At 72.4% G+C, this 12,201-nt stretch carries 13 protein-coding genes; 7 read left to right on the plus strand and 6 right to left on the minus strand.

The window, feature by feature from the left end; all coding sequences use genetic code 11:
• From sufC to ASD90_RS13175, 6 genes are all read right to left on the minus strand, one after another.
• Positions 1–777, minus strand: coding sequence for a Fe-S cluster assembly ATPase SufC (sufC, locus tag ASD90_RS13150; protein WP_056757107.1), 777 nt, complete (start codon positions 775–777; stop codon positions 1–3).
• Positions 778–780: 3 nt separating this feature from the next.
• Entirely contained in the window at positions 781–2,076 is a 1,296-nt protein-coding gene (gene sufD / locus ASD90_RS13155) for a Fe-S cluster assembly protein SufD (RefSeq protein ID WP_157623183.1), read from the minus strand.
• A gap of 8 nt (positions 2,077–2,084) precedes the next feature.
• Positions 2,085–3,506, minus strand: a complete 1,422-nt coding sequence (gene sufB / locus ASD90_RS13160; RefSeq protein ID WP_056757109.1) for a Fe-S cluster assembly protein SufB — start codon at positions 3,504–3,506, stop codon at positions 2,085–2,087.
• Positions 3,503–4,396, minus strand: a complete 894-nt coding sequence (locus ASD90_RS13165) for a metalloregulator ArsR/SmtB family transcription factor (protein ID WP_235506627.1) — start codon at positions 4,394–4,396, stop codon at positions 3,503–3,505. Before ASD90_RS13165 ends, sufB begins: the two co-directional genes overlap by 4 nt.
• Before the next feature lie 67 nt (positions 4,397–4,463).
• Positions 4,464–5,420 carry a phosphatidylcholine/phosphatidylserine synthase gene (locus ASD90_RS13170; protein WP_056757114.1) on the minus strand — a complete coding sequence of 319 codons (957 nt, stop codon included), beginning with the start codon at positions 5,418–5,420 and terminating at the stop codon, positions 4,464–4,466.
• Positions 5,417–6,082, minus strand: a complete 666-nt coding sequence (locus ASD90_RS13175; RefSeq protein ID WP_056757117.1) for a phosphatidylserine decarboxylase — start codon at positions 6,080–6,082, stop codon at positions 5,417–5,419. Before ASD90_RS13175 ends, ASD90_RS13170 begins: the two co-directional genes overlap by 4 nt.
• A 128-nt stretch (positions 6,083–6,210) precedes the next feature.
• On the opposite strand from ASD90_RS13175, the gene ASD90_RS13180 reads away from it, so the two are divergent.
• The 7 genes from ASD90_RS13180 to ASD90_RS13210 all read left to right on the plus strand — a co-directional run bounded on the left by ASD90_RS13180 (position 6,211) and on the right by ASD90_RS13210 (position 12,172).
• On the plus strand, positions 6,211–6,921 hold the full coding sequence (locus ASD90_RS13180) for an ABC transporter ATP-binding protein (protein ID WP_056757120.1): 711 nt from the start codon (positions 6,211–6,213) through the stop codon (positions 6,919–6,921).
• A complete protein-coding gene (locus tag ASD90_RS13185; protein ID WP_056757122.1) occupies positions 6,918–7,697 on the plus strand; it encodes an ABC transporter permease in 780 nt (259 codons plus the stop codon). The genes ASD90_RS13180 and ASD90_RS13185 overlap by 4 nt, the downstream gene beginning before the upstream one ends.
• Positions 7,698–7,775: 78 nt before the next feature.
• Positions 7,776–8,258 (plus strand): DUF2231 domain-containing protein, encoded by a 483-nt coding sequence (locus ASD90_RS13190; protein ID WP_056757124.1) that lies wholly within the window; start codon positions 7,776–7,778, stop codon positions 8,256–8,258.
• A 143-nt stretch (positions 8,259–8,401) separates the two neighbouring features.
• A complete protein-coding gene (locus ASD90_RS13195; RefSeq protein ID WP_056757699.1) occupies positions 8,402–9,331 on the plus strand; it encodes a heme A synthase in 930 nt (309 codons plus the stop codon).
• A 76-nt stretch (positions 9,332–9,407) separates the two neighbouring features.
• A complete protein-coding gene (locus ASD90_RS13200) occupies positions 9,408–10,121 on the plus strand; it encodes a response regulator transcription factor (RefSeq protein WP_056757127.1) in 714 nt (237 codons plus the stop codon).
• Complete coding sequence (locus ASD90_RS13205; protein WP_082588736.1) at positions 10,118–11,146, plus strand: cell wall metabolism sensor histidine kinase WalK; 1,029 nt, start codon at positions 10,118–10,120, stop codon at positions 11,144–11,146. The genes ASD90_RS13200 and ASD90_RS13205 overlap by 4 nt, the downstream gene beginning before the upstream one ends.
• A gap of 9 nt (positions 11,147–11,155) precedes the next feature.
• Complete coding sequence (locus ASD90_RS13210; RefSeq protein ID WP_056757133.1) at positions 11,156–12,172, plus strand: NUDIX hydrolase; 1,017 nt, start codon at positions 11,156–11,158, stop codon at positions 12,170–12,172.
• The last annotated feature ends 29 nt before the right edge of the window (positions 12,173–12,201 follow it).

The following is a 12,201-nucleotide window of genomic DNA, read 5'->3' on the forward strand; positions in this document are numbered from 1 at the left end:
TCAGACCTCGACCGCCGCGGCCGGAGCCGCGGTGAGGTAGCGGTCGTAGCCCTCGTCCTCGAGGCGGTCGGCCAGCTCGGGGCCACCCTCCTCGACGATCTTGCCGTCGACGAAGACGTGCACGAAGTCGGGCTTGATGTAGCGCAGGATGCGCGTGTAGTGCGTGATGAGCAGGACGCCGAGGTCGCTCGAGTCCTTCGCGCGGTTGACGCCCTCGGAGACGATCTTGAGCGCGTCGACGTCGAGGCCGGAGTCGGTCTCGTCGAGGACGGCCACCTTGGGTCGGAGCAGCTCCATCTGGAGGATCTCGTGGCGCTTCTTCTCGCCGCCGGAGAAGCCCTCGTTGACGTTGCGCTCGGCGAAGGCGGGGTCCATGCGCAGGTTGCCCATGGCGGCCTTGACGTCCTTGACCCACGTGCGCAGCTTGGGGGCCTCGCCGTCGATGGCCGTCTTGGCCGTGCGGAGGAAGTTGCTGACCGTGACCCCGGGGACCTCGACGGGGTACTGCATCGCGAGGAACAGGCCGGCGCGGGCGCGCTCGTCGACCTTCATGGCGAGGACGTCCTCGCCGTCCAGCGTCACCGTGCCGCCGGTGACGGTGTACTTCGGGTGGCCGGCGATGCTGTAGGCCAGCGTCGACTTGCCGGAGCCGTTGGGCCCCATGATCGCGTGGGTCTCCCCCGACTTCACGGTGAGGTCGACCCCGCGCAGGATCTCCTTGGGGCCGTCCTCGGTCTCGACCGAGACCGTCAGTCCCTTGATCTCGAGCGTGCTCATGGGTCAGTTCTCCTTGTTGGTGCTGGCGGTGTCTGTGCTGGGGGTGTGCTGGGTGGGAGCGGCGTACGCCGTCGATGCGAGCTCGTCCTCGATGGCGGCGGTGATCTCGTCACGCAGGTCGGCGAGCGGGATCTCACGGATGATGTCGGCGAAGAAGCCGCGCACGACGAGGCGCTTGGCCTCGTCCTCGTTGATGCCGCGCGACTGCAGGTAGAACAGCTGCAGGTCGTCGAAACGCCCTGTGGCAGAAGCGTGTCCAGCACCCAGGATCTCGCCGGTCTCGATCTCGAGGTTCGGCACCGAGTCGGCGCGAGCGCCGTCGGTGAGCACGAGGTTGCGGTTGAGCTCGTAGGTGTCGGTGCCCTCGGCCTCCGCGCGGATCAGGACGTCGCCGACCCACACGGTGCGGGCGGACTCGCCCTGGAGCGCACCCTTGTAGGTGGCGCGGCTCTTGCAGTGGGGGGTGTTGTGGTCGACGTACGAGCGGTGCTCGAGGTGCTGACCGGCGTCGGCGAAGTAGACGCCGAGGAGGGTCGCGTCGCCACCGGGACCGGCGTAGCGCACGTTGGCGTTGACGCGGACGACCTCCCCGCCGAGCGACACCGAGAGGTGCTTGAAGCGGGCGTCGCGACCGACGAGCGCGTCGTGCTGGGCCAGGTGCTGGGCGTCGTCGGCCCAGCGCTGCACCGACACGACGGTGAGGTCGGAGCCGTCGTCGGTGACGACTGACAGGAGCTGGCAGTAGCGGGCCGAGCCGGTGTGCTCGACGACGACGGTCGCCTTGGAGAATCGTCCGGCACGCACGACGAGGTGGCCGTGCACGGGCTCCCCGCCCCGGCCGACGAGCGAGAGGCGGACCGGCTCGTCGAGCTCGGCGTCGGCCGGGATGTCGAGCAGCACAGCGCCGTCGGCGGCCGCGGCGGCAACGACGGCCGCGCGGTCCTGCGGCGGCAGGACGCCGAGACCCCGGGCCTGCTCGGACGTGATCATCGACGTCGTGACGCCCTCGGGGAGCGACGTGCTCCAGTCGAGGCTTCCCGTCGCGCCCTCGGCCAGCAGGCCGGCGAGCTTCTTGACGGGCGTGAAGCGCCAGTCCTCCTCGCGGCCCGTCGGGAGCGGGAACGCGGAGACGTCGAAGGACGCCGTGCGCTCGGCCCGCGACTGGACGGGCACGAACGCCGCGGCCGAGTCGGTGTGGGCGGTGGCGCCGGGGAGGGTGGTCGTGGCGGTGGGGGCGGCGTCGGGCACCGTGGTCTCGCTCTGCTGGGTCTCGGGGGTGTCGGTCGTCGTGTCAGCCAGAAGGCTCATCAGCCGACGGCTCCTTCCATCTGCAGCTCGATGAGGCGGTTGAGCTCGAGGGCGTACTCCATGGGCAGCTCACGCGCGATCGGCTCGATGAAGCCGCGCACGATCATCGCCATGGCCTCGTCCTCGGCCATGCCGCGGGACATGAGGTAGAAGAGCTGGTCCTCGGACACCTTGGAGACCGTGGCCTCGTGACCCATCGAGACGTCGTCCTCGCGGATGTCGACGTAGGGGTAGGTGTCGGAGCGGCTGATCGTGTCGACGAGCAGCGCGTCGCAGCGCACGGTCGATGCCGAGTGCGAGGCGCCCTCGAGCACCTGCACGAGGCCGCGGTAGCTCGCGCGCCCGCCACCACGGGCGACCGACTTGCTGATGATCGAGCTCTTGGTGTTGGGAGCACAGTGAACCATCTTGGAGCCCGTGTCCTGGTGCTGGCCCGCGCCGGCGAAGGCGATCGAGAGCGTCTCACCCTTCGCGTGCTCGCCCATGAGGAAGACGGCGGGGTACTTCATCGTCACCTTGGAGCCGATGTTGCCGTCGACCCACTCCATCGTCGCGCCGGCCTCGCAGGTCGCCCGCTTGGTGACGAGGTTGTAGACGTTGTTGGACCAGTTCTGGATCGTCGTGTAGCGCACCCGGGCGTTCTTCTTGACGATGATCTCGACGACGGCCGAGTGCAGCGAGTCCGACTTGTAGATCGGCGCGGTGCAGCCTTCGACGTAGTGCACGTAGGAACCCTCGTCGGCGATGATCAGCGTCCGCTCGAACTGGCCCATGTTCTCGGTGTTGATGCGGAAGTACGCCTGGAGCGGGATGTCGACGTGGACGCCCTTGGGCACGTAGATGAACGAGCCACCCGACCACACGGCCGTGTTGAGCGCTGCGAACTTGTTGTCACCGGCCGGGATCACCGTGGCGAAGTGCTCGCGGAAGAGGTCCTCGTGCTCCTTCAGCGCCGTGTCGGTGTCGAGGAAGATGACGCCCTGGGCCTCGAGGTCCTCACGGATCTGGTGGTAGACGACCTCCGACTCGTACTGCGCGGCGACGCCGGAGACGAGCCGCTGCTTCTCGGCCTCGGGGATGCCCAGGCGGTCGTAGGTGTTCTTGATGTCCTCGGGCAGGTCGTCCCACGTGGCCGCCTGCTTCTCGGTGGACTTCACGAAGTACTTGATGTTCTGGAAGTCGATGCCGGTGAGGTCGGAGCCCCACGACGGCATGGGCTTCTTGCCGAAGAGGCTGAGGCTCTTCAGGCGCAGCTTCGTCATCCACTCCGGCTCGGTCTTGCGGGCCGAGATGTCGCGCACGACGTCCTCGTTGAGCCCACGACGCGCCGTGGACCCGGCCACGTCGCTGTCGGCCCAGCCGTACTCGTAGGTGCCGATGCCCTTGAGGCCGGGGTTCAGCTCTTCGATGTGGGTGGTCATGAGGAACCTTCCTTGACGTGCGTGAGCGTGTCGGTGCTCGTGCGGGTCGTGCTCGTGCGGGGCGTACGCGTGCCGGCGGGCGTGCCCGGCGTGTCGTGGGGAGTCTGGGTGGTCGTGGTGGTCGTGGTGGTCGGGGCGGCCTCCGGGTCAACACCGGCGACCGGCGAGGTCTTCCGGGGACGGGAGCCGATTCCACCGGTCGGGACGAAGGTCGTGCACACGTGGTGTCCGCCCGCGAGGGTCGCGAGGCGCTGGACGTGCACCCCGAGCAGGCGGGAGAACGCGTCGGTCTCGGCCTCGCAGAAGGCCGGGAACTCGGTGGCGACGTGCTGCACCGGGCAGTGACCCTGGCACAGCTGGACGCCGGTCAGGCCGCCGGCCCCGACGGGACGGGCGGTCGCGGCGAAGCCGTCCTCGCTGAGGGCCTCGACGAGGGCCTCGGTGCGAGCGGCGGGGTCGTCACCGGCGGCGGCGAGGCGGGCGGCATACCGCTCCTCGAGCGCGCCGACGCGGCTGCGGGCGAACTCGCCGACGGCAGCCGGACCCGCGTGCTCCTCGAGGTAGCGCAGCACCTCGACTGCGAGCGAGTCGTAGTCGGCTTCGAGGGCGCTGTGCCCGGCGTCGGACACGACGTAGGCGCGGGCGGGACGACCACGGCCACGGCGGCCACCGGTGGGCTCGTGCGGCACGACGGCGCCCTGCTCGACCAGCGCGTCGAGGTGACGACGCACGGCGGCGGGGGTCAGGTCGAGGTGACGACCGAGCTCGGCGGCCGAGATGGGGCCGTCGGCGGAGACCATGTGGAGCACCCGCGAGCGCGTGCGCGACTCGAGCGGCGAGACGTGCTCGCCGTCCTTCGTCTCACGCGGTGCGTGCTCTCCGATAAACACCACACCATTGTGACGTAATTAGGGCCCCAACTTCCAGTTAGGCCCCCCTTACCCTCGCCGGGCGTCCTCAGCGGTCGCCGTCGAGGTCGTCGCAGTCCCCCGCCTCGTCGTCGGCGTCGTCGTCGGCGTCGTCCAGGTCGTCGTCGGCGTCCGGCGGCATGATGACCGACGGCATGCGGGTCCGCGGCGGGGCGACGGCGGCCTCGCCGAACCACCGCCGCCGCAGTGGTGACGTGACCCAGCCCAGCGGGCAGGTGAGGACGTAGCCGTAGGCGAGCGCCATGCCGGTCGCGCCCGGGAAGAGGGCCAGGCCGACGGCGATGACGATGCCGAGCGGGACCGTGATGCGCAGATGCCGCGGCGACAGCAGGTCGCGGAAGGAGCGGAAGCGGAACGACGACGCCATGAGGGCCGCCGGCACCACCCCGGCCACGACGGGCACGAGGGGCGCCCAGTCATAGAGCGGCTCCCCGATGGCGAGCACGGTCGAGATGACGACGCCGGCGGCACCAGGGCTCGCGAGGCCGACGAAGTAGCGCTTGTCGGCGAGCGGGTCGATGGTGACGTTGAAGCGGGCCAGGCGGTAGGCCGCGCAGGCCAGCCAGAACATCGCGCCGGCCCACGCCCAGACGGGGTACGCCGGCAGCGCCCACGTGTAGACGAGCACCGCAGGCGCGATGCCGAACGAGATGAGGTCGGCGAGCGAGTCGAACTGGAGGCCGAAGGGCGTGATGGCGCCGACCGCCCGAGCCACCGCACCGTCGCAGATGTCGAGGATGATCGAGATGCCGACGAGGACGGCTGCCGCCCGGAAGTGTCCCTGGAAGGACAGCAGCACCGACGAGAAGCCGCACAGCATGTTGCCCAGCGTGAAGAGGCTCGGGAGGGTCGCCCGGGCTCGGACACGCGGGTTGAGCCGGTCGAGCGGGATGACCCTGGCCCCGGTGGCCGACACGAGCCGGATGCGCCGGCTCACGCGGTCGCGCCGCCGCGGGCGCTCGTCGGAGGCCGCGTCGCCGGTCACGATGCGTCCGCCGCCGGGAAGCGGCCCAGGACCGTCTCTCCCCCGATGGCGCGCTTGCCCTTGCTGACCTCGAGCTGCACCTCCGGCGGCACGAAGACGTCCATGCGCGAGCCGAACTTCATCAGGCCCATGCGCTCGCCCGTGGCGATCTCGTCGCCCGGCTCGATCCTGGTGACGATGCGGCGCGCCAGCTGGCCCACGAGCTGGCGGTAGACGATGCGACGCGGTCGGCCCGCGACGACGCGCTCGACGATGATCTCGCTGCGCTCGTTCTTCGTGGCGCTCTCGGCGCGGTAGGCGGCGAGGAAGCGGCCCGGCGTGTGCGTGACGTCGATGACGCGGCCACCGTAGGGCGAGCGGTTCATGTGCACGTCGAGCAGGGACAGGAAGATGCTGACCTGCTGCCACTCACCGGGCGGGGCGATGCCCGGCTGCGGCTCCCCCACGTGCATGACGATCCCGTCGGCCGGGGCGAGCACGACGTCGGGGTCGGTCACGGGCGTGCGGTCCGGGGTGCGGTCGGGGTCGCGGAAGAAGAGGGTCACCCCCGCCGTCAGCAGGCCGAGGGCGGCGGTCGTACGCGGTCGGCGGGCCAGCGCAGCGATCACCGTGGGCGCGGCGGCCATCGCGGTGAAGGGCTTGGCGGCTGGGTCGATCTTCACGGGTGGGGTCTCCGTCAGGGTCGAGTCGGGCGGCGGGCGGGGCGGAGCGGGGACGGCGAGGGGGTACGCCGGTGGCGACCGAGGTGCGGTGACCGGGGTCGTCGGGACCGAGCCTAGACTCATGGGCCATGACCGCTGCGGTGACACTGTCCGACCTCCACCGCACCTTCGGTCAGGTCGCCGCGCTCGACGGGCTGACGTGGACGGCACCGGCGGGACGCATCACCGCGGTACTCGGTCCCAACGGCGCGGGCAAGACGACGGCCATCGAGTGCGCCGTCGGGCTCGGCCGACCCGACAGCGGCACGGTGAGGGTGCTCGGCACCGACCCGTGGCAGGCGAGCGCCGACCACCGTGCCCGCGTGGGCGTCATGCTCCAGGCGGGGGGTCTGCCCAACGGCACGAAGCCGCTGCGCCTCCTCCACCACCTCTCCCGGCTCTACGCCGACCCCGTCGACGTCGATGCGGTGGCGCGTCGCCTCGGCGTCACCGACTTCGCGTCGACGACGGTGCGCCGCCTGTCGGGCGGCCAGAAGCAGCGCCTCGCGCTCGCGGCGTCGCTGCTCGGTCGGCCCGAGGTCCTCTTCCTCGACGAGCCCGCCGCCGGTCTGGACCCGCACGGCCGGCTCGACGTGTGGGACCTCGTGGCCGAGCAGCGCGACGCCGGCACCACCGTCGTCGTGACGACCCACTCCTTCGAGGAGGCCGAGCGGCTCGCCGACCACCTCGTCATCATGAACGCCGGACGCACCGTCGCGGAGGGGACGCCCGCCTCGGTGACCGCCGGTCGCTCCCTCGAGGACGTCTACTTCAGCCTGACCCGCAAGGGAGCCGCGTGAGCACCTCGGCCGCCCCGACGACGCCGGGCACCTCCCGCGCCGCCGCCTCCCGCCGGCGCGTCCTGGCCCAGTCCGGCTTCGAGGTGGGGAGCCTGCTCCGCAACGGCGAGCAGCTCCTCGTCTCCCTCGTGCTGCCCGCGATGGCACTCGTCGGGCTCAGCGTGACGACGACCCCGTCCCTCGGCCCGGGCACGCGCATCGACGTGGCGACGCCGGGCGTCATCGCCCTCTGCGTCATCTCCGCCGCGTTCACCGCCCAGGCGATCTCGACCGCGTTCGACCGGCGCTACGCCGTGCTGCGCTACCTCGGCGTCACCCCCCTCGGACGGGGCGGTCTCGTCGCGGCCAAGGTGATCGCGACCCTGGCCGTCGAGGTGCTCCAGATCGGCGTCATCGCCGTGCTGGGTCTCGCGCTCGGGTGGCGGCCGGAGGTCTCCGGGATCCCGTATGCCGTCCTCTTCGTCGTCCTCGGCACGTGGGCCTTCGTGGCCCTGGCCCTCCTGCTCGCGGGCACCCTGCGGGCCGAGGCCGTGCTCGCGATCGCCAACCTCGTGTGGGTGCTGCTGCTCGCCGTCGGCGGTGTCATCGTGCCGCGGACCGAGCTCCCCGCGGGCGTGTCGCACGTCGTGGCCTACCTCCCCTCGGCGGGCCTGGCCGACGGGCTCCGGTCGGCCCTCGTCGACGGTGTGCTGAACCTTCCCGCGCTCGCAGTCGTCGTCGCGTGGGGACTGGTGGCGACGGTCCTCGCGGCGCGTCTCTTCCGCTTCGACGACTGAACCGACGAGACTGGCCGCAGCACGACCACAGGGACCATCCGTACCACCCACCCCACGACCCGATCGGCCGGAGGCGACGTGTTCGACTACATCTTCGGTCTCCCGATGCATGCCCTCGTCATCCACGCCGTCATCGTCCTCGTGCCGCTGTCGGCGCTGTGCGCGATCGCCTACGCCGTCCGCCCCGCGTGGCGACGGGTGCTGCGCTGGCCCACCGCCGCAGGTGCCGTGATCTCGGGGGCCTCGGCCTTCGTCGCGGCCGAGAGCGGCGAGGCCCTGCAGCGCCGGGTGTCCGCCGTGCGAGCGAGCACGACGGACTTCGACCTGCTGCGCGAGCACGTCGAGTGGGGCGACCGCGCCAAGCTGTTCTGCCTGCTGTTCATGGGGATCACGCTCCTCGCTCTCTGGTTCGCCCGGCCCCCGGACGAGGAGTCGCCCCGCGGGCACGCCCTCGACGTCATCGTCAGCACTCTCGTCGTCCTCGCCGCCGTGGCGGCCGTCGTCACCGTCGTCCTCGCGGGCCACGCCGGCTCGCAGGTCGTGTGGAACGACGTGGCCTGAACCCGGTGGCGGGCTTCGCCCCACGGCGCGCGCGGGCCTGACTCACACAGCCCCCGGCAGCTCGGGGCGATGCGGGGAGACCGGGCCCGGCGGCATACCCTTGCGGGGTGTCCTCCACGCCAACCGTGACCGACGCCGTCCCCCTGACCGGCCAGAGCCGGCTCGCGCGGGCTGCAGGTCATCTCCCCGCCGTCCGCTCCCGCTGGGTGCGGCCGCTCCTGCTCGCCAACCTCGTCGGCGAGGTCGGCATCGTCGTCACCGGCGGCATCGTGCGCCTCACCGGCAGCGGGCTCGGGTGCAGCACGTGGCCGGAGTGCCAGCCGGGGTCGTTCACACCGGTGCGCACGCCCGAGAGCGAGTTCCACGACCTCGTCGAGTTCGGCAACCGCATGCTGACGGGCGTCGTCACCGTCCTCGCGCTGGCCTCGCTGTGGGTCGTGCTCACGCACTGGCCGCAGCGCCGCCGGCTCCACCGCGTCGCGATCGGCGTCCTCGCCGGCATCCCCGCCCAGGCGGTCCTCGGCGGCATCACCGTCCTGACCGGCCTCAACCCGTGGACCGTCATGTCGCACTTCCTGCTCTCGATGGTGCTCGTCGCGCTGTCGACGGCGCTCGTGCGCGGAGCCCGCGACGACGTCTCGGGCCCGGGCGAGCTCGTCGTCCACCCGCTCGCCCGGACGCTGGCCCTCGGCACGAGCGCCGTGGGCGCGGTCGTGCTGCTCCTCGGCACCATCGTCACCGGCTCGGGGCCGCACTCGGGCGACGCCGACCGGCCCGCCCGCACGGGCTTCGACCCGCGCTTCGTCTCGTGGATGCACGCCGACGCCGTCATGCTCTTCTGCGGTCTCGTCATCGCGACCCTCGTCGCGGTGCGCATCACGGCGACCACCGACGAGGCCCGCCGGGCCTGGACCATGGTGCTCGTCGTCACCCTCGCCCAGGGGCTCATCGGCTACATCCAGTACTTCACGAAGCTGCCCGAGCTGCTCGTCCTGCTGCACATGTTGGGGGCCAGCCTGCTCGTCGTCGCGCTGACGTTCGGCGTCCTGGCCACGAGACGCCATCCGGTCTGACGACCACGCGCCGACGTCACCGGACCACAAGGACTTTCGCCGCTCCGGAGGGCGCGCCGCTGCCTAGGCTGGTGGCGTGCCCACCGTCCTCGTCGTCGACGACGACCCCACCCTGCGCGAGGTCGTCTCGGGCTACCTGACCCGCGCCGGACTCGACGTGCTCGAGGCCGGCGACGGGCTCGACGCGCTGTCCGTGGCCCGGACCCGCTCCCCCGACCTCGTCGTGCTCGACCTGACGCTGCCCGGCCTCGACGGCCTGGAGGTGTTCCGCCGGCTGCGCTCGGAACGCGGCGACCTGCCCGTCGTCATGCTGACGGCCCGGGGTGAGGAGTCGGACCGCGTCCTCGGCCTCGAGATCGGCGCCGACGACTACGTGACGAAGCCGTTCAGCAGCCGCGAGCTCGTGCTGCGCATCCAGTCGATCCTGCGCAGGGCCGCACCGCCGACCGCGGTGGCGGAGCCGGCGGTGACGACCCTCGTGGACGACGACCTGCGCGTCGACACCCGACGCCACCAGGCCTGGCTCGGCAACGCACCCCTCGCGCTGACCAGCCGCGAGTTCGACCTGCTCGCCCACCTCATGGCCCACCCGGGCACGGCCTTCTCCCGGCGGGAGCTGATGGAGCAGGTGTGGGGCTGGGAGTACGGCGACGAGTCCACGGTGACCGTGCACGTACGCCGTCTGCGCGAGAAGGTCGAGACCGACCCCGCGCGGCCCGTCCGGCTCCAGACGGTGTGGGGTGTGGGCTACCGGTGGGACGGCGTCGCCCCCGCGGCGGCGGGCCCGTGATCGCCGAGGCGGCCCTGTTCGCCGCGCTCGCTGCCGTCGCGGTCGGGACCGTCGGCGCGCTCGTCGTCCGGGCGCTCGCCGCCCGCTCCCTCGTCGCCGCCGCGGTGGTGGCCCCCGTCGTCGTCATCCTCACCGTCGCCCTCGGGGTCGTCGTCACGGCGCGGGCGATGTTCATCAACGAGCACGACCAGCTCGTGGTCCTCGTCGTCACCGCCACCTCGCTCCCCATCGCGGCCGTCTTCGGCTGGCTCATCGCCCGACGGGTCCAGGAGCTGATGCGCGCCTCCGCGGAGGAGGCGGCCGAGCGCGACCGCGACCGACAGGTCGAGGAGAGCCGGCGCGAGCTCGTCGCCTGGGTGTCGCACGACCTGCGCACCCCGCTGGCGGGCATTCGGGCGATGGCGGAGGCGATCGAGGACGGCCACGCCCCCGCGGACGGGTCGTACCCGGCGCGCATCCGCTCGGAGGCCGACCGGATGTCCGACATGGTCGGCGGGCTCCTCGCACTCTCCCGCCTCCAGTCCGGCACGCTGCGACTCGACCGGGCACCCGTCGACCTCGGCGACCTCGTGTCCGACGCCCTCGCCTCCGCGCGCGTCCTCGCGGACGGACGCGGCGTCCACGTCGCAGGCTCGGCCCCGACCGGGTCCGTCACCGCCTCGGCCGACGCGGGTGAGCTCTCCCGCGCCCTGTCCAACCTCGTGACGAACGCTTTGACCCACACGGACGCCGGCGGCAGCGTCGACATCTCCCTCACGGCCGACCACGACGTGGCCCGCGTCGCCGTCGCGGACGGCTGCGGCGGCATCCCTGCCAGTGAGCTCGACCGGCTCTTCGAGCCGGGCTGGCGCGGCACGAGTTCGCGGACCCCGGCCGCGGGGGTGGGCGCCGGCCTCGGGCTCGCCGTCGCGCGTGGCATCGCCCGGGCCCACGGTGGCGACGTGACCGTGGCCAACGCCGGCCCCGGGTGCCGCTTCGAGCTGACCCTGCCCCTCACCGAGCCGACGCCGGGCGGTCATCCCTAGGCTGGGGCGGTGACCGACCAGCCGACGCTCCGCGAGGGCGAGCTCGTGCTCCGTCCGTGGACGCTCGACGACAGCGACGCCACCCGGACCCTGCACGACAGCGAGATCGCCCGCTGGTTCGACTTCCCCGTGGCGCCGCCGCCCGTCGAGGAGCACCGGGCCTGGATCGAGCGGACGCGCACCGAGTGGAGCGACCGGTCCAAGGTCACCTACCTCGTCGAGTGGCGCGGGCGAGCCGCCGGCACCGTCGACGTCCGGGTCCAGGAGCCACGCGTCGGCGTCCTGTCGTGGGCCGTCTTCGCGCCGTACCGCGGCCGGGGGCTCGCGTGGCGGGCCGTGCGACTGCTCGTCGAGTGGGCGTTCGAGGCGCTCGACCTCGAGCGGGTCGAGGCGCACGTCAACCCCGACAACCGGGCCTCCGTGCGCACGGCCCTGCGGGCCGGGCTGCGTCGCGAGGGCCACCTCCGCGGCAACGCCACCCTCGCCGGCGTGCGCCAGGACACCGTCGTGCTCGGCCGGCGCCGCGACGACGCCCACCCGGACACCCGCGAGGGCTTCACCGCCATGCTCGACTCGACCCTGCCGACCAAGCGCGCCATCGCCCAGGGCGTCCTGCGCTCGGGCTCGGGGCACCTGCTCCTCTGCGAGCTCGTCTACAAGCGCGAGTGGGACCTGCCCGGCGGTGTCGTGGACCGGCACGAGTCCCCCGCCGCCTGCGTCGTCCGCGAGGTCCGCGAGGAGCTCGACCTGACCGTCAGCGCCGGTCCGCTGCTCGCCGTCAACTGGCTCCCCGCGCTCCACGGCTGGGGCGACGCGACCGTCTTCGTCTTCGACCTCGGCACCGTCGAGGCCGACGTCGTCGAGCGGGCGCACCTGCAGCAGCGCGAGATCCGCGACGTGCACTGGACCGGGCCGGACGACTGGCCGGGCCGGGTCGCTCCCTACAACGAGCGGCTGCTCACCGCGCTGCACCGCCACGAGGGCGGCGGGACGCTCTACCTCGAGGACGGCACGCCGACCACGTGAGCGCGCCGGCCGGCAAACGGCCTCGGCGG

This window comes from Terrabacter sp. Root181 (assembly GCF_001428505.1).
Lineage (GTDB): Bacteria > Actinomycetota > Actinomycetes > Actinomycetales > Dermatophilaceae > Terrabacter.

Excerpts from the sequence above, each read along its gene's own strand:
- sufC (WP_056757107.1), bottom strand. The coding sequence starts at position 777 with ATGAGCACGCTCGAGATCAAGGGACTGACGGTCTCGGTCGAGACCGAG.
- sufB (WP_056757109.1), bottom strand. The coding sequence starts at position 3,506 with ATGACCACCCACATCGAAGAGCTGAACCCCGGCCTCAAGGGCATCGGC.
- ASD90_RS13180 (WP_056757120.1), top strand. The coding sequence starts at position 6,211 with ATGACCGCTGCGGTGACACTGTCCGACCTCCACCGCACCTTCGGTCAG.